Origin of the sequence: Streptomyces sp. NPDC047841 (genome assembly GCF_040704085.1) — a bacterium.
In the GTDB taxonomy this organism is placed as follows: domain Bacteria; phylum Actinomycetota; class Actinomycetes; order Streptomycetales; family Streptomycetaceae; genus Streptomyces; species Streptomyces argyrophylli.
Genome location: NZ_JBEYRP010000023.1, coordinates 81,535 through 103,755, shown reverse-complemented (window position 1 = coordinate 103,755; position 22,221 = coordinate 81,535). Strand labels below are relative to the sequence as shown.

Sequence of the window (22,221 nt, the reverse complement as noted above, 5' to 3'; positions counted from 1 at the left end):
GGGCCGTCCGGGCGCGCACCCGGCATCCCGGGCCGGTGTCAGTCGCTGCGCGAGGGTGGCACGGGGCTCGTGGAGGGCCAGGCCAGAACGGTCAGCTCGGGCCACTGCTCCCGCCAGCGCGCTGCCTTGGCCTCATAGACCGCCCGTGGAGCGAGCACCGGGTTCGGCCGGACGACGAGGTTGAACACGTCGGACAGGCCGTGCGGCGCGTACACGCGCCACTGGCCGTCCGCCTCCACACGTACCCCGAGGCAGCAGGTCGTCGCGGCGAAGCTGTCGATCGCCGCCTCACTGGAGTCGTACGGCGGACACGGGACACCGAACTTGCCCTGGTACCAGAGGTGGACGCGTGCCTCGTTGCGGATCTCCACCTCCGCGGGCAGGCCGGCGAAGACCGTGCGTCCGGCCTTGATCACCGTGTCCTCGGCCTCCCAGGAAAGGTCGCCGCCGTCGAAGTAGAAGAGGTCGTAGTCCTTGATCCCGTGGGCCGGCGGCCGGCCCGTGACGACGTTCCAGACGGTCTGGAAGAGGCAGCCGGCCGTCACGTACCACCCGGGCAGCTCCAGCGTCACCGCTCGCGACAGGACCTCCGTCAACACGTCGTTACGGGACAGCACCACGCGCAGGGACTCGAGTTGCCGGTCGAGAGGGAGTCGGCTGATCACCAGCCCTGCCTGCCACAGCTCGCCCGGCAGCATGCCGCCGGGCGCCTGCCGTCCGGGCGAGGGCGCCCCGCGCGTGGCGCGACCGGGCTCAGCCGAGACCACGATGTGCGGCCCACAACTCCCCGGCACGGCCGGCGGCTTCGGCCACCAGGGCCGCCAGTTCGGGCTCGTCGGGGACGGGGAACGAGACGTATGCGCCCCGGCCACCGCCGACCGGCCTGCCGTAGGCCTTCACGGCGAGGTGACCGTCCGGGAGGAGCCGGACGTTGAGCGTGGTCAGCTCGAACGTCTCACCGCGTCGAGTGTCCGTCCAGCGGAGTGCCCGCGGGATCGTGACGTTGATCGCCAGAGCGCTCACGTCCAGGTCGCTGCTCATGGACGGATGATCTCACGCGAGGCGCCGCGCGGTGGTCCGTGGGTGTGCTGCACGTTCTCGTCGGCGAGGTGGCGGTGACCCTATTCCACCCCGGGCGGCACGCGCGTGGCCTGGTGGTAGTACATCCGCCAGCCCGCGGCCGGGTCCCTCTTGCGCCAGATCGAGCTGTGCCTGGTCCTGCGGTCGCCGAGCACGGTCTCGAAGGTCAGGTGCACCAGGCCGGGCGCGAGCAGCACCCCCGAGATCTCGGAGGGCTCATACCGGGCGCCGTCCGCCGAACTGCCCGGGTGGCCGGGCAGTTCGGCGAGCATGGTCTCGTACGTCCACCGCCGCCCCGAACCGCTTACCTCCACGAACTCCGGGTCGAGGAGCTGCGCGGCGCGTTCCCGCGAGGAGCGCACACGCGGGTCCATGAGCTGCAACTCCCCTGCGATCGCCTGGTTCACGTCGTCTGCTGCACTGTCCATGGCCGTATCCTCACCGGACTCGCGGGTGGCGCCGCAACCCGTTTCTTCCGAATGGGCGGAGAGCGGTCCGCGTGGTGAAGTGTGGGTCTCAGACAACTCCGAGAGCAGGGAGCGTTCGTCCCGATGAGCACACTGCCCGCACGGCCTGGGCGCAGCGGTCCCGCGTCCGTATCGGTCACGGACGTCTCGCCGTTCAAGCCTTCTCTCGTCAAGGCGGTGTTCAGGGACGTGACCTCGATGCACGTGTCCCGGTCGGCCGCGTGGGCCGCCGCGTCGGTGACGCGGACGGTGCTGACGGAGATCATCGACGGCGCGAGGAGAGCGGCGGCGGAGCAGGCCCGGAAGAAGCTGGTTCCCGGTGACCTCCTCTCGGCGATCGACCGGAACGTCGAGCTGGAGGTGGGGAGCACGTGGTACGACCACAGCCCGACGTTCCGCGGTCTGACCGGTGTCGTGTACGACGCCGAGGGTGCCGTCGCGCCTTCTCGCGGGCGCAGCGGACCGCGCAGACCGAGTGCCGTGGCCGGCGCCCACAGGTTCGAGGCCGGGGTCAGGAAGCTGCTGCGCAGCCGCGGGGCGACGGCCGTCCCGGCGCTGGTCCGCGACCTGGACGGCATCGCGAGCGCGTTCCTGACGGACCTCGCCCGGGACGCGGCCATGGTCGTCCGCGAGGGCGGCGTCAGGCGCTCCGGGACGGTCACCCTGGTGATGCCGGGCGAACCGGCCCCACCCCCGTTGCGCAAGGATTCCCTCCCGGCCCGGCCCGCCCACAGGGGGGACGGGCGGACCATCGGCAGGGACGACGTCCTGGCCGCCACCACGATTCAGTTGTTCGGCGGCGGCCTCAGGCAGCGAGCCCTCACCGAAGCACGCGGGGCGACACGGAACACCGTGTGAAGCGGCCCGATCGAAACCGCCGACGCCGCCACGACAGCCGCGCATCGCAGCCTGCCTCGGCCGCACCTGCGCCGCGGCTCCGTCGGAGACCGGATCGCCGGCGCCCGGACTGACTGATCGTTCACAGCGACGCGTTCGCACGGCACGCGGCGGTACTCGCCGAAGTCACACCAGTCGCCGGGTTTGCACTGTGAAGACACCGCCCAGGTGTATTGACCCGCAGCGTTGTTCACGCGGCTGGTTGGTGGCTTGCCTCCGAGTGCGGTGTGGCAGCGGTGGTGGTGGTAGGTGTGCGGAAAGTCTGCCAGAGCCTGGGTTCGTCCGGCGTTGCTGGTGTAGGGGCGGAATAGGCCCATTCGTCGAGCAGGGTGCGGTTGAAGCATTCGACCTTGCCGAAGGCGCGGCCCGCATCGACGCTCGTGGCCACCGCCCGGTCTCCCAGGGGGCGACCCCTGGTTGCCGGGCGGTGGCCGTGACGCGCTCTACCGGGCGGACGCGCCGGTCGCGGCCGCGGGGCCGGCGCCGGAGAAGTCCAGGCTCCAGCGCCGGAGATGACCCGCGTCCAGGTCGTAGAAGCCCGGGGTGCCGTCGGTCACGCGCAGCTTCCAGGTGCCGACCCTGGCCGCCGCCGAGGCGTCGACCGTGTAGGTCTCGTGCAGCTCGGGTGTGAGCACCCAGGGTCCCCAGGGCTTGACGTGGATGACGCTGCCGTCGGGGGCGATCAGGTCGATCACCATGGCGTTGCTGAACCCGTGCTCGAGGTCGACCGTGACCTTCAGGTCGCTCGGTGCCTTGCCCGGCTTCCCCCGGACGACCAGCGGGGACTCCACGGTGCCCCACTTGGGGATCACGTACGTGGTGGGGTTGACGAAGAAGTGCCCGCCGGATTCGAGGGCGGTCCAGGTGAACGAGAGGGTCCGGGTGTCCCCGGCCGCGTCCGTGACGACGATGGCCGAGCCGTAGTCGCCGGCCTTGTCGGGCGTGCCGGTGACGAGGCCGGTGGCGTGGTCGATCGACAGCCCGCGGGGCAGCGACTTTGCGGAGTAGGTCAGCTTGCCGGGACGGCTGCTGGAGGCGGTGATCCGGCGGCTGACGGGCTGGCCGACCGCCACGGGCTCGGTCGGCGGCGGCTCGACGGCGATGTGGTGGACGAAACCGGTCCCCACGTTGACGGCCGCCCAGGCGTTGGCGACGGCCTCGTAGGCGTCGCTGCCCGAACCGTAGAGGTCGGCGGCGGCCTGGAGCGTCGCGGTGCGCGCGCCGGCGTAGTCGGTGGTGCTGGTCATGTAGACGGTGAGCGCGCGGTACATCACGTCGGCGGCGCCGGTCAGCCCGATGCCCGCCACCGGCAGCCCGTCATAGGTGGGGCTGTCGTAGCTGACGCCGTTGATGGTCTTCCGCCCGCTGCCCTCGGCGAGCAGGTAGAAGAAGTGGTCCCCCACCCCGGCCGCCATGTGCGGTTCGTCCGACTTCGCCTGAGGCGTCCAGTAGTCCAGGGGCGCGTAACCGACGGCGCTGATGCCGGCCTTGGAGGGCAGGTCCATGTACCGGATGGGCTTGCCGTCGCCGTGCAGATCGTCCAGCTCGGCCATCGTGTAGTCGGGCACGTCGTTCGGGTTGTCGGCGTAGAACTCCACGGCGGCGGCCATCATGTCGCTGATCGCCTCGTTGAGGGCCGGTGATTCGCCGTAGTCGCCCAGTCCGGCCGTGGCGGAGGTGACTCCGTGCGTCATCTCGTGCGCGGCTATGTCCAGGGAGGTCACCGGGTGGTGTCCGTCCGCGCCGTCGCCGTAGCTCATGCAGAAGCAGCCGTCCTGCCAGTTGGCGTTGGCGAGGGGGACCCCGGCCTGCTGCTCGTAGTGGACCCGGGAGGTGCTGCCGCGGCCGTCGTCGGCTATGCCGTTGCGGCCGAACCGGTCGAGGTAGAAGTCCCACGTCGTCTTGGCGCCGTACGCGGCGTCCACCGCCGCGGTCTGGGGGTTCGCCGCCGTGCCGTCGCCCCACACGTCGACATCGCTGGTGAACGGGACACCGCTGGAGGTGACGCTCGAGTCGAGCGTCCGGTGACCACCGCGCAGCGGGTCGGTCAGGGTGTACGTGCCGTCGTCCTGGCGGGTGGAGCCGATCGTGACCTGCCCGCTGTAGAGGCTGTTGCCCTGGGCGGACTCGACGTGCTCGGCGTTCTCCAGGACGTCCTGGCTGGCGGCGTCCGTCACGACGTGGCGTTCGCTGGGGGAACCGTCCTGCTGGACGCCGGTGACGACCGTCTCCCAGGCCAGTCTCGGCTGGTCACCCAGCATCCAGACGACCTTGCGGGGGGCCGTGTGCGTGGCCGCCTTGCGGGTGCCCTTCGCCGTGGCCTTGCTCAGGGCCGCCTTCTTCGCGGTGGCGGCCGGCACCTTCGCCGCGGTCGTCGGCAGGGTCAGCTTCTGCCTGGAGGCGTAGGTGACGCTGCGCGCTCCCTGTCGCTGGTGGACGACGAGGTCGCCGCCGATCACGGTCAGCCCGGCATAGGTGCGCTCGTAGCGGGTGTGGACGGTGCCGTCGGCGTCCTGGACCACGTCCTTCGGGACCAGTTCCTCCTGCGGGCCGAGCCCCAGTGAACGGGCGGTGTCCGGCGCCGCGTCGGCCGCCCGGTCGAGCAGCCGCCGGCGCTGCCCGGGCGACAGGTGGACGCTCCCGGACCCCGGCCTGGCCGCCGCCTTGATCTGCCGGGGCGCTCCCGTCGCGCGGGTGCCTTCGGGTGCGTGGGAGAGGGGGGCGGCGCCGGCCGAGCCGGGCAGCGCGGTGAACGCGAGTGCCGCCGCCGTGAGCACCACGGTCGCGGCGAGGCGCCGTCGGGGCGCGTGCGCACCCTGCGGCGACGCGGCCTTGTTACGGGAGTGATTCAACCCAAGAGTCCTTCCGTTCGGCCGTTCGTCGGTGCGGACGGCCGCTGTTGCGGGGAGGCCGGAGGCCACGGCCTCGCCGGCGGGACCTCAGATGTGTGGCGCGCCAGCGGGCCGTACGCGCGACCGCACGTTCCGGGGGACGTGCGCCGAGCGCCATCTGACGGTCAACACCGCCTCACCGGAGTGAAGATGCCAACGCATGCGGAAGCGGCGCTAGGGTGTCGAGGTGGCCGGTTTTCGCCAGGTGGCAGCTATCGGCCAGCAAGTGGCGGAGTGGAAACAGAAGATTCGGTCGCCGGTAACCGAGAGGGTGTACACGGCCGGCGGGCCGGATGCCGTGCCGTGTACGGCCACGGAACAAGACGGCGCCGGGTTGTCGTTCACCACGGCGGTCGGGTCGTGGGACCGGCGCCGGTGCGCACACGTGCGACGAGGACGCCTGCCCCGCGTCACGGCGGCACGACGTTTCTCTTTTCGCGCGGCGAGGATGGCTCAATGGAACTCGACGTCGTCGGACTCGACGATGAAGCACAACGTGTCTACACGGTGCTGATCGGTCTGCCCCACAGCACCGCCTCCGAGGTGGCGAGCGCCTGCGGGACGAGTACGAGCGCCGCGGGGCGGCTGCTGTCGGTCCTGGTGAAAGCGGGTCTGGCGACCAGATCGGCGGGCCGCCCCCCGCGCTTCGCCGCCACCGCCCCCGATGTCGCGGTCACGGAACTCATCAAGGAGCGGGAACGGCGGCTCGACGCGGCTCGCGCGCTGGTGCGCCAACTGACCGACAGACACCGCGAGGCCCAGCGGATCGCCGACCCGGACATCGCGGTGGAAGTGCTCCGCGGCCGTGACGACATCAGCGCCGCCGTCCGCAGGCTCACCGCGGGCGCCCGCCGTCAGATCCGCGCCTTCGACCGGCCGCCCTACGTGGACCGCCCCGGCAGCAATCTGGACGACCAGCGCCGAAGACAGCGCTCGGGCGTCACCCACCGCGTGCTCTACGACCGGAGCGCGGTCGCCTGGCCGGGCCGCCTCCGCGACGACATCCTGCCGAGCATACGCACCGGCGAACAGGCCCGGGTGCGGGCGCACCTGCCCATCAAACTCGTGATCGTCGACGACGCGCAGGCGGTCATCCCCTTCAGCCTCGCCCCGGGCGGGCACCTCGCCGCGCACCTGGTCCACCGCTCACCGATGCTGACCGCGTTGGAGGCGCTGTTCGAAGCGGAGTGGGAGCGCGGCTCCCCCCTCGAGGCCCCCGCACCGCCCACGGCCCCGCCCGTCGCCTCCGGCCACCCCGATCACCTCGCCCTCGTCAAGCTGCTCGCCGCGGGCTGCTCGGACGCGGCGATCGCCCGCGCCCAGGGCTGGAGCCAGCGCACCACCCAGCGCCGCATCCGCCATCTGATGACCGAACTGGGTGCCGGCACCCGGTTCCAGGCCGCGGTCCAGGCCGCTCGCCGGGGATGGCTGCCGGAGCCTTCGGCGTTCACGCAGCCCACGGACGCGGACGAGGGGGAATGACGGTGTCACGGTGACGGGCCGGCGGCACGGCCCGTCCCGGCGTGCCGGAGAGGTGCGTCCAGGGCGCCCGGGCGAACCCGGCCGGGCCGCGCGAAGGGCCCGCGCGGTGACGTCGTCGCGCCGGGGCGGCGGTGGACGTGCCACGTCGTCCGGACCGCGGGGCCGCCACGAAGCGGTGCTCGCGTGGCCGGCCGGCCGCACGTCGGGTGGATCAGCGCCCGGCCAGGTACTCCTCCGCCCCCGGTATCCGGTGCGCGTCCTCCGCGCCCACCAGGCCGCCCGGCGCGTCCGCGTCCGGCTTGAGCGTGTACACGGCGACGCTCGCGGGACGGTTCACGTCGGAGAAGTCCAGCGGGACGCCGAGGCCGGTGTCCGCGGCACGCTGCGAACGGTGTGCCTTCACGACGTCCTCGCGCGCGAGACTCCCCGCGGCGCAGGCCTTCTTCAGGTCCGCGCCGAGCAGCTTGGCGGCGTTGTAGCCGGACAGCACGCCCGAATCGACGGATGAGCCGGGGTACTTGTCCTGGTAGGCCGTCACCATCCGCCGTACGCCGGGCAGGCCGGAGCTGACCGCGGGGGCGGAACTGATCACGTGGAGCATCGCGGTCAGGGCCGGCGCGGCCGGGGTCTTCATCAGCTGCGGGGCGAAGCCCGGGGCGCTGCTGACGACCGGGACGCGCAGGCCGCGGGAGGCGGCGACACCGACGAGGGACGCGGTCTGCGCGGGCCCGGCGCTGACCAGGATCGCCTTCACCCCCTCCTTGCGCAGCGCCGACACCTGCGCGGACAGATCGGTGTCGGTCGCCTTGATCTTCTGTCCGACGACCTTCACGCCCGCCTTCCGCGCCGCCCAGGTGGATCCCTCCAGGGCGTTGGCGCCGTAGTCGCCCTCGAAGTAGACGTGGCCGATGGTGTCGCCCTCGCGCAGTTTCCTCGTGCGGGTGAGGAAGTCGACGGCGGCGATCATGTCGAGGTCGTAGGTGGTGCCGAGGACCTGGACGGAGTCCTTCCCGAGCAGGGAGGCGGCCCAGGCCTGCGGAAAGGTGAGCAGGTGGTCGCGCTGGACGTCGTCGAGCAGGGCGGCGACCACGGGTGAGCCGATGACCTGCGGCAGGGCGACGACGTCGGGGGAGATGTCGGCGTAGGCGGTGACCGCCTTCTGGACGTCGTACCCGTGGTCCTTGACGATGATCTTGACCTTGCGGCCGCAGATGCCGCCGGCCGCGTTGGTCTCGTCGGCCCACATCTGCTGGGCCTGGACGATGCTCTTGCCGAGGGTGGCGTAGGGGCCGGTCAGGTCGGTGAGGGCGCCCAGCCGGATGGTCCCGGCGGTGACTCCGGGGCCGGTGCGGACGCCGTCGGCGCCCTCGGTGGCGCTCTTGCCGCCCGCCTTGGCGCTGCATCCGGTGACGGCGGCCAGCAGGGCCAGGGCTCCGGCGAGGACGGCCGTGCCGACACGGTGTCCGGGGTGCGGGGTGTTCACGGGGTCTGCTCCTCGGGTCGAACGGGTGCGACGGGGTGTGCGGACGCAGCGGCGGACGGATGCCCGGACGGGTGCGGGGACGGGTGGGGGGACGGGCGGGTGTGCGGGCCGGTACGCCGGACGCGGGCGCGCAGGCGGCGGGTGAGGCCGTGCAGGCCGTCGGGGGCGTGGAGCAGGACGACGACGATGGCGGCGCCGTAGAGGTAGCGGGCCGCTTCCGTCGGACCGACCGTGCCGTCGGCGGAGCCCGGGGCGGCCACCAGGGGCAACCGGTCGGCGTACCGGGTCAGCAGCAGCGGCAGCGCGGTGACGAAGACCGCGCCCGCCGTGGCCCCGGCGACCGAACCGAGACCGCCGAGCACGATCATGGCGAGGTAGTCGACCGAGAGGGCGAGGGAGAAGTAGTCGGGGACGACGCGCCGGAACACCAGGGCCAGCAGCACACCGGCCGTCCCCGCGTACATCGACGACACGACGAAGGCGGCCGCACGGTGCCGGGTCACGTCCACGCCCATCACGGAGGCCGCGATCTCGCTGTCCCGCAGCGCCGCGAGGGCCCGGCCGGGACGGGAGCGCGCCAGGCCCCGGGCGGTGAACCAGGTCAGCCCCAGCAGGGCCACGGCCGGGAACCACAGGCGTTCCTCCGCGCCGAACGGCACCCCCAGCACGGTCAGTTCGGGCTCGCCCGCCGTGAAGCCGAAGCCGCCGAGACGGAGCGGCGGCACGGAGCGGCCGTTGAATCCGCCGGTGACGGAGTCCGCGCTGAGCAGCACATGGTGACCGAGGAAGACCAGGGCGAGCGTGGCCACGCCCAGGTAGACGCCGCGCACCCGGCCGGCGACGGGGCTGAACAGGCCGCCCGCGGTCCCGGCCAGCAGCACCGCGAGGACGGCGGCGACGGCGGTCGGCAACCCCGGCCCCGGCTCGCCGGCCAGCCATGTGTAGCCGTAGGCGCCGACCGCGAGGAAGAAGGCGTGGGCGAGGGAGAGCTGGCCGGCCGTGCCGCTGAGCAGCGACAGCCCTACGGCGCCGATGGCGGCGGCCACCGAGAACAGGCCGACGCGCAGCCAGAAGGCGTCCAGGTAGAACGGCGGGACGCACAGGACGAGCGCGGCCAGGAGCGTCCGGGCCGGCCCCGGCAGACGGCGGTCAGACACGGGCCGCTCCCTTCGCGCCGAACAGTCCGGTGGGCCTGACCAGCAGCACCAGGACCATCACGGCGTAGGGGACGACATCGCCGAACCCCTCGCCCAGCAGGCGCAGTTCCGACTGGTGGCCGGCGACCAGCGCCTCCGTCAGCCCGATCAGCAGGCTGCCGGCGAGCGCGCCGGCCGGCGAGGTCATGCCGCCGAGGATGGCGGCCGGGAACGCCTTCAGCGCGATCTGCCCGGTGGTCCGCTCCAGGCCCGGGGCGGGGAACGCGGCGAGGAACACCGCCGCCAGCGCGGCCAGCGCACCCGCCAGGCACCAGGCGAGCGTGCGCACCCGGGACAGGCGTACGCCCATGAGCGCGGCCGCCTCCAGGTCCTCCCCGGCGGCCCGCAGGGACAGCCCCCAGCGGGTGTACCGGAACAGGCCGAAGACGACGGCGATGGCCACCGCGGACACCGCGATCGCGGCGAGCCGGCTGTCGGCGACCGTCACCGGCCCGACCCGGGTCACCGCGTCGCCCCAGGGATCGCCCAGCGCCAGCAGGTCGCCGCCGATGCGCCGGGACAGGTCGGTGAGCAGCACGATGTCGACACCGATCGTGACGATGGTCTGGACGTGCGCGGTATGCGGGTCCGGGTCTCCGCGGCGCAGCAGCAGCCGGTCGACGGCGCCGGCGAGGAGGGCGGTGGCGAGGACGCCCACCGCGAGGGCTCCGGCGAAGCCGATGTCGTCGTGCAGGACGGCGGTGAGGTAGCCGCCGAGCAGGAGCAGGGAGCCGTGGGCGAAGTTCAGGACGCCCGACGCCTTGAAGATGACGACGAAGCCGAGCGCGACCAGGGCGTAGACCGCGCCGAGGGCGAGCCCGCCCAGCAGGTCGTCGAGAAGACCGGTCACGCGGTTCCCTCCCGTGGTGTGCCGAGGTAGGCGCGCAGCACCTCGGGATCGCGGCGGACCTCGTCCGGTGTGCCGCGGGCGATACGACGGCCGAAGTCGAGGACGGTCACCTCGTCGGCGAGGCGCATCACCAGGCCCATGTCGTGCTCCACCAGCAGGACGGACAGGTCGAGTTCGGCGCGGATCCGCCCGATGACCTCGGCGGTGCGGGCGCGTTCGGCGGCGTTCATGCCGGCCACCGGTTCGTCCAGGAGCAGCACGCGCGGCTCCAGGCACAGGGCGCGGGCCAGCTCCACACGCTTGCGGTCGCCGTACGGCAGCAGGCCCACCGGGCTGTCGAAGTGCGCTTGAAGTCCGGTGAGTTCGGCGATGCGCCGGGCGTGGGAGAGGTGTGCGCGCCCCTCGCGCACCGCCCACGGCAGCCGCAGGGCGCTCGCGAGGAAGCCGGCCCGTGCGTGGAGGTGCCGGCCGAGCATCAGGTTGTCGGCGACCGTGCCCGCGGTGGTGACGATGTTCTGGAACGTGCGGGCCACGCCGAGCGCGGCGATGCGGTGCGGGGCGAGCCGGGTCAGGTCCGTGCCGCCGAGCCGGACCGTGCCGCTCGCGGGGCGGGCGAGACCGGACAGCACGTTGAAACAGGTGGACTTGCCGGCGCCGTTGGGCCCGATGAGGGCGTGCACCGTGCGGGGCGCGACGGTGAAGGAGACGGCGTCCAGGGCGGTGAGCCCGGCGTACCGGACGGTGACGTCCCGCACGCCGAGAACGGGCACGGTCATGCGGCCCCCTCCTCGCCCAGGTAGAGCCGGCGCACCGCGTCCGTGCCGGCGAGAGCGGCGGCGGGGCCGGACAGCCGCACCCGGCCGGTCTCCAGGACGTGGGCGTGGTCGGCGAGGGACAGGGCCATTCCCGCGTTCTGCTCCACCAGCAGCACGGCGGTGCCCTGGGCGTGGATCTCGCGGATCACCTCGCCGATCCGGTCCACCATGAGCGGGGCGAGGCCGAGCGACGGCTCGTCCAGCAGCAGCAGACGCGGGGCTGCCATGAGGGCGCGGCCGATGGCCAGCATCTGCTGCTCGCCGCCGGACAGCAGCCCGGCGGCCTGCCGGCGGCGTTCGGCCAGCCGGGGGAACAGCGTGAAGACGCGGTCGCGGGCCCCGGCGACCTGCGCGGCGCCGCGGCGGCTGAGGCCGAGGCCGCCGCTGCGCAGGTTCTCGTCGACGGTGAGGCCGGTGAAGACCCGCCGCCCCTCGGGCACCTGCACCACCCCGGCCCGTACGGCGGCGACGGGGTCACGGCCGTCGAGGACGGTGGCGCCGTAGCGGACACGGCCGGCGCTGATCGCGCCCCGGTGCAGGCGCAGCGTGCCCGACAGGGCGCGCAGCAGCGTGGTCTTCCCGGCGCCGTTGGCGCCGAGCAACGCGACCACGCTGCCGTGCGGCACGGACAGGGACACGTCGCGCAGGGCGGAGACGGCGCGGCCGTACGTCACGTCCACGTGCTCGACGCGCAGGGCGGGCGGGTCGTCCGGTGGTGCTTCGGGCATCGCGGCTCCTCAGGTCCGGCCCGGCACGCGGCCCGGCCTTGGTCCTTGGTGCTGGGGGCTGGGGGGCTCACGAGACCACGGGCGGCGGAAGCGGGGACAGGCACGCGGGCGGGGTCGGTGCGCAGGCCCAACGAGCACACTGGGGAGGTGTGCGGGTGCCCAGGGGTGGGGGCGCACGTGTGCGAGGTCCGCGGGTGGGGTGGGGCGGCGCCGGTGCGCCGAGGGGCGTGCCGGCGCCGGTCGCCGGATGGTCAGGAGGCCGGGCGGCGGGGGGCGAGCCGGCGGGCGGTCAGGGCCAGGGCGATCTCCACCAGGTCGGCGGGGCGGGACAGGGAACGGCCGGTCAGCTGCTCGTAGCGGCGCAGGCGGTTCAGAACGGTGTTGCGGTGGCAGTACAGCCCCCTGCTCGCCCGCTGGGCGGAACCGTCGCAGGCCAGCCAGGCGGCGAGCGTGTCCAGCAGCACGTCCGCGTCGGCCGGTTCCAGCCGCGCGAGCGGGCCGAACGCGCGCTCCACGAGCAGCCCGGCGAGTTCCGGGCAGGACACGACGAGTGCCTCGGGCAGGTGCTCGTCGAGCCGTACCGTGCCGCCCGCGTCGCCGCACAGCCGCAGGGCGGTGTCCGCCAGCCGGCGCGCCTCGCCGACGCCGGCCAGTCCGTCGACGGGCAGGCCGATCCCGGCGCGCAGCCCGGGCGGCGTCCGGTCCGGCACCGGTACGACGCCGTCCTCGGCCAGGACGATGCCGTGGTCCGTCTCCGGCCCGGTGTGCCAGTGGGCCCGCGCGCTCGGGGGCAGCAGGTCCCGTACGGCTTCGGCGGACCGCTCGCCCGCGACCGCGACGACGACGTACCGCCCCTGCTCGGGCAGCCCGAGGGCCTGCGCGGTCTCCGGCAGGTCGGCGATGCGGCCGGTACCGTCCAGCAGCGCGGCGGCCAGCAGCCGCACCCGGTTCTCGCGCCGCCACGCGAGGCGCCGTTCGGTCTGCCGGTAGGCGTCCGCGACCAGCGTGCAGTGGTCGTCGACGAAGTCCCAGACGTCGCCTGCCACATGCACCAGCAGCCGGACGTCCTCCGGGGCGGTGCGGGAGGTGACGTCGACGAGTTCCTGCCACACCAGCGAGCCGCCGAGCCGGAAGGCGTGCAGCAGCGCGTCCAGCGGCAGCCCCTGTTCGGCGCGGCCGACCCCGATGTGCCAGGAGCAGCGGTGGGCGGAGTCGCGGGTGCCGCGCGGGTCGAGCAGCGAGGAGACGCTGTGCCGCAGCGAACGCTGCACCTCGTGCCAGACGCCCGGGTGGTCGTCGTCCAGCGCGGCCCGGTAGGCCGGTTCCCTCTCCCGCAGGGCGGAGACCAGCCGGTCGGTGAGGCCGGGCAGGTCGTCCAGCAGCGCCCGGGCGGCGCGGTGCAGCACCCGCAGGGCCTCGGCGTCGATCAGCGACCGGGTGTGCGGGGCGCGCGGCCGGGGTGCCGGCTGGGGTCCCGGGCGGAACGCGGGTCGTGGCCGTACGGCAGGGCGCATGGAGGTCTCCCCCAGGGTCGGCTGACGCGTCGTGCTCCGAAGAATGACATACCGTCCGGTCGGTCCCTAGAGTTGTGCACCGGTCTTTTCCGCCCGCTCCACCAGGCGTACCAGCTCCACCCGGGAGCGGACACCGAGGGCGGCGAAGACGTTGCGCAGGTGATAGTCGACGGTGCGGGTGCTCACCGACAGGCTCAGCGCCACCTCCCGGTTGGTCAGGCCCTGGGCGACCCGGCGGGCGATGCGCAACTGCTGCGGGGTGAGCCGGTCCAGGCCGTCCGGCGGTACCCCACCGGGGGCCGAGGCGCCGCCCCCGCGCACCGCCGCGCCCGCCGCGGTCGTCGCCGCCGTCCCGGCCACGCCGTTCGCCCGCAGTTCGGCCGCCGCCTGCTGCGCCCACGGACGGGCGCCGCAGCGTTCGAAGCCGAGCAGGGCGGCCCGCAGATGGCCGCGTGCCTCGCGCAGCCGGCGTCGTCTGCGCAGCCACTTGCCGTACAGCAACTCGGTACGGGCGCGCTCGAAGTCACCGGCGGCCTCCCCGTGCCGCCGCAGGGCCTCCCGGTACAGCGCGTCGGCCGGCTCGGGCGCGGCCAGCAGGGCGCGGCAGCGCAGGAGCTGGGCCGGGGCCTGACGGTCGGCGTCACACGCCGCCCAGCGCGCGAAGTCCTCGACCGCCTCCCGGGCCTCGTCCGGCTGTCCGGCCAGCGCGCACGCCTCGACGTAACACGGCACGGCGAGCATCCAGACGGCGAAGTGCCCGCGCCCCGGGCCGGGCCGCACCAGCGGGCCGAGCCGCTCGGCGGCCTCACGCGGACGGCCGTGGCCCAGATCGGCGCGGGCGGCGGCCCACTGGGCCAGCGCGGCGGCCTGCGCCAGCCCGTGCCGCCGGGCGGTGGCCAGCGCGGCGGTCACATGCTCGGCGACGGTGTGCGCCTCGCCCTCGATCGACGCCGCCAGGGCCAGTACGGCATGGTGATGGGCGGCCGTGTTGCGCTGCCCGGTGCGGTACGCGCTGCGCAGGCCCTCCTCGGCGTGGGCCCGGGCCGACGCGTGCCGTCCCGCCCGGAGTTCGCCGTACGCCAGGAACTCCAGTGCCCGTGCCTCGTGCACGGCGGCCCCGGCGGCGCGGGCCACCGCCAGCGCCCGCGCGCCGGCCCGCCGGGCGGCAGTGGTGTCACCGAGCAGCAGCGCCGCCGAGGCCGCTCGCAGGAGCGTGTCGGGTGTGCCGGGTGGGGGCGGGAGCGGGGAGCCCGCCGGCCGGGGTAACCGATCGGGGGCGGCGTGGGTGACGGGTGCTTGCCGGGGGTGGTCGGCCGTGCCCGCGCACCGGTCGTCATGACGGTCGTCGGTACCGCGCGCAAGCCGGTCGTCATGACGGTTGGCCATGCGCGCGACCTCGTCGCCGTGGTCGTCGGCACTGCGCACGAGCCCGTCGTCATGACGGTCGGCCATGCGCGCGACCTCGCCGTTGTGCTCGTCGGTGCTGCGCACGAGCCCGCCGTCACGCTCGTCGGCACTGCGCGCAAGCCCGCCGTCACGTTCGTCGGCGCCGCGCGCGAACCGGTCTTCTCCGGCCGTCGTCCACGCGCGGTCCACCACGCGCCGCAAGGGTGCGGCGGCCAGGTCGAAGCGGCCTTGCAGGACGGCCCGCATGCCCGCCCGGTGGTCGTGCAGGACACCGGACGGTACGCCGGTGTGGGTCGGCTCGCCCGCTTTCCGGGGACCGGCGAACGGGAGGGGACCCCGGTCCCCGGGCGACCGCGCCCCGCCGACCGGGCCCCGCACCGTCAGCGCGCTCAGGCACGCCGGCATGTCCCCCGCCGTCCAGGCGGCGTCCGCGGCGGCCAAGGCGGCTTCCGCGGACCGCTCGGGGTCGTGCGGAGCGAACAACTCCGCGGCGAGCAGCAAGGTTTCGCGGGCGTCGTCGACAGGGCCGTCCCACCGCAGCACCGTTCCGCGCAGCAGCTCGGCACGCGCGCGGACCGTCGACGGCGCCGGGCGGTCGCGGGCCGTGTCGAGCAGCCGCAGCGCCCGGTCGGACTGCCCGGCCAGCAGCGCCTGTTCGGCGGCGGCCGTGTACCACCGGACCTGCCGGGCGCCGTCCGCGGTGAGGTCGGCGGCGCGGGTGAGTGCCGTGCAGCGCAGTGCGGGCGGCACCGCCGGTTCCGCCCGGGCCGCGGCGGCGAGGTCGGACGCCAGGGACGGAGCCCGACCGGCGACGGCCCACGAGCGGTGCAGCAGCGCGGTGAGGCGGCGTCCGTCGGGCAGCGCACGGGCCAGCGCGTCGTGGGCGGCACGGCGCCGCGCGTCCGGCGCGTCGGCGTACACCGCGCGGCACAGCAGCGCACTGCGGAAACCGATCCGGTCGTCGCGGACACGGAGCGACTCGGGCAGCGGGGCGGCGGACGGTGAGAGCCGGCCGTCACCGCGGTCACCACTGTCACCGCCGTCGTACGGAACGGGGTCGCGGTGCTCCACCGGCCGGCCGCTGTCGGCGGTACGCGGTCCGCCCGGCGGGACGAGGGGCCGTGGCGGTGGCCCGAGGCGGGACGACGGGCCTGCGGAGAGCCACCCCGCCGCGCGGCGCGCGAGATCGGCGTCGACGGTGGCCTCCCCCGTCACCTGGGAGGCGGCGGCGGTGACGAGCAGAAGGTCGCGTTGCCCCGGAAGCGCCCCGGTGAGGCGGCCGCCGACCAGCGCGGTCAGCGTCTCGGCATCGGCCACGGGCCGCGGCAGGGGCGCGAGCCCGCGCAGCTGGGCCGGGGTCAGACGGTGGAACACCCTCAGCAGGAGGGCCGGGTTGCCCTGTGCCGCGGCTAAGATCTCGTCGCGCACCCCGGGGTCGAGGCCGTCCTGCGCGACGTCGTCCAGCAGGGCCGTGGCGTCCGGCGGGGACAGGGGCGCCAGGCGCAGCAGCGGCAGGCCGGCGAACTCCGGATCCACGGGGCGGTGTCCGGCGACGGTGAGCAGGAGGGCGGCACGGCCCCCGTCGGACAGGTGGGCGGCGAGCCGGCCGAGGGCGGACCGGGAGGCGGCGTCCCACAGGTGGGCGTCGTCGACGCACAGGAGTACGGTCCGGGGCGCGGCCGTGGACCGCAGCGCGCCGACGAGCTCCCGCACCGGGTCGGCGGCGCCGACGACGGCTGTCCCCGCCGCGCGGCACAGTGAGCGGATCGCGCTCAGCGGCTCGCGGAACTCCCCGGCGCGGGCGCGTACGGTCACGACGGGCCCGGCGGTGAACGCGCGGGCGACGTGGGCGAGGAAGGCCGAGCGGCCCCCGCCCGGCTCGCCGGTCACGGCACAGGCACCGCCGCCACGCAGCCGGTCCCACACCGCTGCCGTCACGTGGCGTTGCGGACCCGGCCGGTACCGCGGTGAGGCGAGTCCCAGGGGCGTCTGTCCGGTCATTCCCACGACCTTACTGACGCGTTAAACAGCGCGGAAGCCGTGCGTCCGGACCTCCCGCGGCAGGCTCCGGGGACATCACCTGCGCGTTCCGGGCCGCCGGGCGGGCAGCGGTCTGTGCGGTCTGTGCCGCGGCACACCGGGCGCGGCTCCGAACGGTGCTCCGGCACAACGCCGGCGGCGGCCGCCGTCGGGGGCGGCCGCCGCCGGGTCACGGACGGACGGTCAGGTCACGGGCACGCGTACGCGTACGCGGTCAGCCGGTGTGCGGGCAGTTGCCCCGGTACTCCTCGATGGTCAGGCTCGGCCGCGGCAGCGGGCACAGGAACTGCTCGTAGCGGGTGTCGTTGTCGATGAACCGCTTCAGCCACGACACGCTGTACTTCGCGATCGTGGTGTTCGAGGTGTTGGGCGTGAAGTGGGTGGCGCCGTTCAGCTCCAGGTACGCGCGGTCGAGGGAGCTGGGGAGAGTGGTGTAGAAGGGTTCGGCGTGGGTCGCGACGGGAGCGATCGTGTCACCGTCGGCACCGAAGATCAGGGTGGGTGTCCTGATCTCGGGCCAGGTCTTGTCGAGGTCCCACGGGGTCAGCGGGATCGCCGCCTGCAACGAGGGACGCGACTTCGCGGCCTCCAGGGTGCCGCCGCCGCCCATCGAGTGGCCCATCACGCCGAGACGGGTGGAGTCGATACGACCGCGGACCGAGCTGCTGTTCGTCAGGTAGTCGAGCGCGGCGAGGAGCTGGTTCCCCCGGGAGTCCGGCTGGTCCAGCGTGGTGAGCGTGTCGATGGTGAAGACCACGAACCCCTGTGACGCCAGGCGCGGGCCCAGCCAGGAGATGGAGGACTGGGTGCCGGTGTAGCCGGGCGAGACGGCCACGGCCCCGAAGGTGCCGTCGGCGGTGCTGGTCGGGTAGTAGATGGTGCCCCCGCCGAATCCGCTGACGGCGAGCCGGGAGACGGTCGTCTCCGACACCGCGTACGGCCCGCGGAGCGCCTCGATGCTCGATTCGGTCGGCGCGGGACCACGCTCGTACGGGTTGTCCGCGCCGTGGGCCGCGGGCCCGCCGAGTGCGGTCAGACCGAAGACGGCGCTGACGGCGGCGGCGAGGGCGGCGAGCCGTCCGGCGCGACGGCCACGACGGCCGGTACGCGGACCGGGGAGGGCCGGGTGCGGGTGGTGGGCCGGTGACGTGGTGCTGGTGTGCGGGTGCTGCACGACGAGTCGTCCTCTCTGTCGCGGCGAGCTGCCCGTTCCGCGTCGCCGGCACGCACATGCGGCCGACGGCGAAGGGCACCGCCATGGGGTGGCGGTGCCACTGTCGACGCCGGACGGGCATGACGGGACCGGCAATGTCACCGGTCTCGTCGCACACGCGGTCCGGCGAGCCGCGCTCCACTCGACCGGGTCCGCTCCTGAGGGGGCCGTCAGGAGCCCCTCGCACCCGCCGTCCGCCGTCCAGCCCACCGGCCGCCCCGGCCCGACGCCCGTGCACCCCGGTCCAGCCCACCGGCCGCCCCCGGACAGACGCCCGAGGACCCCCTCCAGCCCACCGGCCGCCCCGGCCCAACGCCCGTGCACCCCGGTCCAGCCCACCGGCCGCCCCCGCCCGACGCCCGAGGACCCCCGTCCACCCCACCGGCCGCCCCCGGCCCGACGCGGGTGCACCCCGGGATGCGTCGTCCTGACCCGCCGCTGGGCGGCGGTCGAACGGTGGCCGGACCGGACGGAGGCGCTCTACCGGCGGACCGCAGACACCAGTCCGCCGGGCCGCTCCTCGCGCCGCGGCGGGGTGCTGATCGGGCGGCCGTAGGCGGCAGCGCGCTCACGCAGGGTGTGGCAGACGGCCTCCCAGCCGTGCCCGGCCAGCCAGCCCACCGGATCGCCGGGCATCTCCGAGACCCACAGGGACGCCGCCGATCCCGGCGCCGCGTCCGCACCGAAGCGCTCGATCACCCCGGGCGAGCCCAAGGTCAGCCCCATCCGGCTGCCTGCCGCCGACTGCGCGCTGATCCGGGCCAGCAGGAGCTCCACGGCGTCCTCGGGCAGGTAGATCAGCAGCCCTTCGGCGATCCACACGGTCGGCGCGGCCGGGTCGTGTCCCGCGGCGGCCAGCGCGCCCGGCCAGTCCTCGCGCAGATCCACCGCGACGGTGATCCGCTCGCAGCGTGCGACGGCCCGCTCCTGGCGCAGCACCGCGGCCTTGAAGTCCAGTGGTGCAGCGGTGTCGACCTCGAACAGCCGGGTGCCCTCGGGCCAGTCCATCCGGAAGGCCCGGCTGTCCATGCCGGCGCCGAGCAGTACGACCTGCCGGATCCCGGACGCGCAGGCCTGCCGCACCAGGTCGTCGAGGAACTTCGTCCTGATGACGATGGAGAACGACACGGCCAGCCGGCGGCGGCGCGCGGCCTCGTCGTCGGGCAGCGGCCGCGCGGAGGGCCACAGGCCGCCGGCGGCGGCGAAGGCCCGTGCCAGCGGGTCGCGGAAGAGAGCGTCGTCCCGCTCGGTCTCCAGCGCCCGCACCCTGGCCACCCCCACCGCCGTGGCCCACACCCCCGACGGCTGCACCTGCTCCCGCTCATCAGTCACCGCGCCAGCCTAGACGCACGGTGCCGAGGGGCCCGACGAGTGGTGCGGCCGGGCACGGAACAGCCCCGGCCGGCGTGACCACCGGCCGGGGCTGAACCCGTGAAACGCGTGGTCGTGAAAGGGCGGTCGCCTACGCGGCGAAAGGCTCTGCGGGGCTTCAGCCGAACGATCGTCCCCGGAGGCAAGGGGTGAGGCCCGGGGACACGGTCCCCTTCACTGCCACGTTTCCTCCAACCACGTACACCCGCAGGACATTCCCCGGCCGCCCGGACGGCTCGCGCCCGCGCTCACGTGGCGATGGTGGCCAGTCCGCCGATGCCGACGAGGTAGATCACCACCGCGGCGATGCTGTCGACGCCCATGCGCGCGTACTGGCGGCGCGGACGGAAGATCAGTCCCGCCATGTAGACCACGGTCAGGATGATCCCGAGCGCGGTGAGGTAGATGTCGGTGTCGTGCGCGGCCGGCAGGACCGGCTTGCCGGAGATGACGGTGGCGAGCAGGAACAGCACGGGCAGGAAGGCGTTGCCGCCGAAGATGTCGCTGACGGCGAGCTGGTAGTCGCCCAGCTTGGTGGAGGTCAGGCCGGTGCTGACCTCGGGCAGGGAGGTGGCCGCCGCCAGCACGGTCGCGCCGAACAGCACACCGCTCAGTCCCTGACGGGCGAAGAACTCCTCACCACTGCGCTCGATCACGACACCCGCCACGAGCGTGGCCAGCGCGGACACGCCGAACACCAGCCCGGCCCGCGTGGTGCTCACGCCCTTGTCACTGGCGGCCTTCTCCTTCTTGCCCTTGGAGTGGCCGCGCGGTTCGGGCTGGCTGTCCGGGGCGTCGCCGCCCTCCCGCCACGGCAGACCCCGGCCGGCCCGGTCGAGCAGGATCAGCCCGATCACCCACAGGACGGCGATCGCCACGGACGCGGGGGCCAGGCGGGCGGCGTGCAGATTCGGGGAGAGCTGGGTGCCCATCACGACGACGGCCAGGACGACCACCACCAGGGCCCCCTCCAGGACCAGTTGCAGACTGGCCGCGAGCCGGGTCAGCGGAGCGCGCGGGCGGACCCCGGCCGCGTCCAGCACCGCCAGGACGATGGTCTGGAGGGCGATGCCGCCCAGGATGTTGCCGACCGCGACATCGAGCTGGCCGGCCATCGCCGCGCTGGCCGTGATCGCGAGCTCGGGAAGGTTCGTCGCGATCGCCAGCAGGATCAGACCACCCAGCGCGCTGCCGAGATGAAGCCTCTCGGCGAGCACATCGGTGGAGTCCGACAACTTGACGCCCGCGAACCAGATGACAGCCGCGCTGGCCACGAACAGCACCAGCAGCACCGGCGAACCCAGAGATCCCATAGTGCCGCAGGTACCCGCCGGTCCGGGACGGAACCGGGTCAGGCGGACGGGCTGCCCGCGACCCACTCCTTCCACGGCACGTTCCAGTCGCCGAGCCCGTTGTCCGGGGCCGGCGTGGCCTTGTCGCCGGAGTTCTTGACGATCACGAGGTCGCCGATCATCGACTGGTCGAAGAACCACGCGGCGGGCTGCTTGCCGTCGTCGCCGCCGCGGACGTCCTTCAGGCCCACGCAGCCGTGGCTGGTGTTCTCGTGGCCGAAGACGGGGTCGGCGGCCCAGTAGTTGCCGTGGATGAACGTGCCCGAGTCGGTCAGGCGCATGGCGTGCGGTACGGCCTTGATGTCGTACGAGGGCTTGCCGTCCTTCTCCGTGAGGCCGACGCTCGCCCCGTTCATGTGGACGTGCCCGAACTTCTCGGAGATCACCATCTGGCCGTTGTACGTCGGGTGCTCGGCGCTGCCGGACGAGACCGGGATGGTCCTGATCGTCTTGCCGTCCCGCACGACGGTCATCTGCTTGGTCTTGGCGTCGACGGTGCTGATCTGGCTCCGGCCGATCTTGAACGTGACCGTCTTCCGGACGCCCTGGCGGGTGAGCGTGACGGTGACGGTGGAGCCGGACTTCCAGTACTTCTCGGGGCGGAAGTCCAGGCGGTGGTCGTTGAGCCAGTGACCGACGACCTGCTGGCCGCTGCTGGAGCCGACCTGGATCTCCGACTCCACGGCGGCCTTGTCGCCGACCGCCTTGCCGAAGGTGAACGTCACCGGCATGCCCACGCCGACGGTCGAGCCGTCCAGGGGGGAGAGGTGCCCGACGAAGTCGTTCGGGGAGACCGTGGTGATCGTGGCGTTGCCGGTGGCGGAGCGGCCCTTGGCGTCCGCGGCGTCCGCGGCGATCTGGTACTTGGTGGCACGCTCCAGCGGGCCGTCCGGCTTCCAGGAGGTGCCGTCCGCGGACAGGGTGCCCGGGATCTCGGCGCCGGTCGCGACGGCTGTCATGGTCACCTTGGTGAGCTTGCCCTGGCTCACGGTCACACCGACCGGGTCGTTGATCCCGACGCCGTAGGCGCCTTCCCCGGGCGTGATCTTTATGCGGGCGTCGGAGGTCTCCTGAGTGGCCGGCTGCGTCGCCCGCGCCTGCGGTTGCGGGGTGTTCCCGGCGTCGTTGCCGCTGGTGGTGGCCGCGTGGCTCGTACCGCCGAGGGCCGTGATCGCGAGTACGCCGCCGAGTACGCCGGTCGTGGCCCGCAGCCCGGTGCGACTTGTGAACAGCGTGATCAAGCGCTTCTCCATGTCACTGGTCTGTGCGTCCCTGCGCTGATCGCCGAGGAGTGCAACCAGCCATGCCATCCCTTATAGGCATACCCCTGCCCGAAAATGGGCAAAAAGTGGCGAAGGCCACGCATGGAAACGAGCACGTCGTCGAGTGCGTCTCGGCCTCCGGCACGACCCCGGGTGCCCGGTGCTCGCCGCGG

General features: G+C 73.9%; 17 protein-coding genes and 1 pseudogene. 2 read left to right on the top strand and 16 right to left on the bottom strand.

Annotated elements, in window-relative coordinates; translation table 11 throughout:
- Positions 1–38: 38 nt before the first annotated feature.
- The 3 genes from AB0947_RS32580 to AB0947_RS32570 form a co-directional block, all read right to left on the bottom strand.
- Positions 39–665, bottom strand: coding sequence for a nucleotidyltransferase family protein (locus tag AB0947_RS32580; protein WP_366753975.1), 627 nt, complete (start codon positions 663–665; stop codon positions 39–41).
- A gap of 88 nt (positions 666–753) precedes the next feature.
- A complete protein-coding gene (locus AB0947_RS32575; RefSeq protein WP_366753963.1) occupies positions 754–1,041 on the bottom strand; it encodes a hypothetical protein in 288 nt (95 codons plus the stop codon).
- Positions 1,042–1,121: 80 nt separating this feature from the next.
- Complete coding sequence (locus AB0947_RS32570; protein ID WP_366753962.1) at positions 1,122–1,508, bottom strand: DUF4440 domain-containing protein; 387 nt, start codon at positions 1,506–1,508, stop codon at positions 1,122–1,124.
- Between the two features lie 123 nt (positions 1,509–1,631).
- Between AB0947_RS32570 and AB0947_RS32565 the strand changes: the two genes are divergently transcribed.
- Positions 1,632–2,405, top strand: coding sequence for a hypothetical protein (locus AB0947_RS32565; protein ID WP_366753961.1), 774 nt, complete (start codon positions 1,632–1,634; stop codon positions 2,403–2,405).
- A 209-nt stretch (positions 2,406–2,614) separates the two neighbouring features.
- Here the strand turns inward: AB0947_RS32565 and AB0947_RS32560 are convergent.
- Positions 2,615–2,799 (bottom strand): annotated as a pseudogene (locus AB0947_RS32560) (integrase core domain-containing protein); the annotation flags it as partial.
- Positions 2,800–2,887: 88 nt separating this feature from the next.
- The gene (locus AB0947_RS32555) at positions 2,888–5,296 is read right to left on the bottom strand and encodes a M4 family metallopeptidase (RefSeq protein ID WP_366753960.1); all 2,409 of its coding nucleotides are present in this window, start codon (positions 5,294–5,296) and stop codon (positions 2,888–2,890) included.
- A gap of 495 nt (positions 5,297–5,791) precedes the next feature.
- Here AB0947_RS32555 and AB0947_RS32550 point away from each other — a divergent pair, with 495 nt between their 5' ends.
- A complete protein-coding gene (locus AB0947_RS32550) occupies positions 5,792–6,817 on the top strand; it encodes a helix-turn-helix domain-containing protein (protein WP_366753959.1) in 1,026 nt (341 codons plus the stop codon).
- A gap of 211 nt (positions 6,818–7,028) precedes the next feature.
- On the opposite strand, the gene AB0947_RS32545 is transcribed toward AB0947_RS32550, so the two are convergent.
- The 11 genes from AB0947_RS32545 to AB0947_RS32495 all read right to left on the bottom strand — a co-directional run bounded on the left by AB0947_RS32545 (position 7,029) and on the right by AB0947_RS32495 (position 22,039).
- Positions 7,029–8,300, bottom strand: a complete 1,272-nt coding sequence (locus AB0947_RS32545; protein WP_366753958.1) for an ABC transporter substrate-binding protein — start codon at positions 8,298–8,300, stop codon at positions 7,029–7,031.
- Complete coding sequence (locus AB0947_RS32540) at positions 8,297–9,457, bottom strand: branched-chain amino acid ABC transporter permease (RefSeq protein WP_366753957.1); 1,161 nt, start codon at positions 9,455–9,457, stop codon at positions 8,297–8,299. The genes AB0947_RS32545 and AB0947_RS32540 overlap by 4 nt, the downstream gene beginning before the upstream one ends.
- Positions 9,450–10,346 carry a branched-chain amino acid ABC transporter permease gene (locus AB0947_RS32535; RefSeq protein ID WP_366753956.1) on the bottom strand — a complete coding sequence of 299 codons (897 nt, stop codon included), beginning with the start codon at positions 10,344–10,346 and terminating at the stop codon, positions 9,450–9,452. The genes AB0947_RS32540 and AB0947_RS32535 overlap by 8 nt, the downstream gene beginning before the upstream one ends.
- Positions 10,343–11,122, bottom strand: coding sequence for an ABC transporter ATP-binding protein (locus AB0947_RS32530; protein WP_366753955.1), 780 nt, complete (start codon positions 11,120–11,122; stop codon positions 10,343–10,345). Before AB0947_RS32530 ends, AB0947_RS32535 begins: the two co-directional genes overlap by 4 nt.
- Positions 11,119–11,889: an ABC transporter ATP-binding protein gene (locus AB0947_RS32525; protein WP_366753954.1), complete on the bottom strand. Its 771-nt coding sequence runs from the start codon at positions 11,887–11,889 to the stop codon at positions 11,119–11,121. Before AB0947_RS32525 ends, AB0947_RS32530 begins: the two co-directional genes overlap by 4 nt.
- A gap of 251 nt (positions 11,890–12,140) precedes the next feature.
- Positions 12,141–13,403, bottom strand: coding sequence for a helix-turn-helix domain-containing protein (locus AB0947_RS32520; protein ID WP_366753953.1), 1,263 nt, complete (start codon positions 13,401–13,403; stop codon positions 12,141–12,143).
- Positions 13,404–13,469: 66 nt separating this feature from the next.
- Entirely contained in the window at positions 13,470–16,748 is a 3,279-nt protein-coding gene (locus tag AB0947_RS32515) for a LuxR C-terminal-related transcriptional regulator (RefSeq protein ID WP_366753974.1), read from the bottom strand.
- Between the two features lie 316 nt (positions 16,749–17,064).
- Complete coding sequence (locus AB0947_RS32510; protein WP_366753952.1) at positions 17,065–18,024, bottom strand: alpha/beta hydrolase; 960 nt, start codon at positions 18,022–18,024, stop codon at positions 17,065–17,067.
- A 519-nt stretch (positions 18,025–18,543) separates the two neighbouring features.
- On the bottom strand, positions 18,544–19,359 hold the full coding sequence (locus AB0947_RS32505; RefSeq protein ID WP_366753973.1) for a class I SAM-dependent methyltransferase: 816 nt from the start codon (positions 19,357–19,359) through the stop codon (positions 18,544–18,546).
- Between the two features lie 323 nt (positions 19,360–19,682).
- Positions 19,683–20,747 carry a hypothetical protein gene (locus AB0947_RS32500; protein WP_366753951.1) on the bottom strand — a complete coding sequence of 355 codons (1,065 nt, stop codon included), beginning with the start codon at positions 20,745–20,747 and terminating at the stop codon, positions 19,683–19,685.
- Between the two features lie 38 nt (positions 20,748–20,785).
- Positions 20,786–22,039 (bottom strand): Ig-like domain-containing protein, encoded by a 1,254-nt coding sequence (locus AB0947_RS32495; RefSeq protein ID WP_366753950.1) that lies wholly within the window; start codon positions 22,037–22,039, stop codon positions 20,786–20,788.
- Positions 22,040–22,221 lie beyond the last annotated feature (182 nt).

Coding starts and splice junctions, on each gene's coding strand:
- AB0947_RS32575 (WP_366753963.1), bottom strand. CDS start 1,041: ATGAGCAGCGACCTGGACGTGAGCGCTCTGGCGATCAACGTCACGATC.
- AB0947_RS32570 (WP_366753962.1), bottom strand. CDS start 1,508: ATGGACAGTGCAGCAGACGACGTGAACCAGGCGATCGCAGGGGAGTTG.
- AB0947_RS32565 (WP_366753961.1), top strand. CDS start 1,632: ATGAGCACACTGCCCGCACGGCCTGGGCGCAGCGGTCCCGCGTCCGTA.
- AB0947_RS32550 (WP_366753959.1), top strand. CDS start 5,792: ATGGAACTCGACGTCGTCGGACTCGACGATGAAGCACAACGTGTCTAC.
- AB0947_RS32530 (WP_366753955.1), bottom strand. CDS start 11,122: ATGACCGTGCCCGTTCTCGGCGTGCGGGACGTCACCGTCCGGTACGCC.
- AB0947_RS32525 (WP_366753954.1), bottom strand. CDS start 11,889: ATGCCCGAAGCACCACCGGACGACCCGCCCGCCCTGCGCGTCGAGCAC.
- AB0947_RS32520 (WP_366753953.1), bottom strand. CDS start 13,403: ATGCGCCCTGCCGTACGGCCACGACCCGCGTTCCGCCCGGGACCCCAG.
- AB0947_RS32500 (WP_366753951.1), bottom strand. CDS start 20,747: ATGGGATCTCTGGGTTCGCCGGTGCTGCTGGTGCTGTTCGTGGCCAGC.
- AB0947_RS32495 (WP_366753950.1), bottom strand. CDS start 22,039: ATGGAGAAGCGCTTGATCACGCTGTTCACAAGTCGCACCGGGCTGCGG.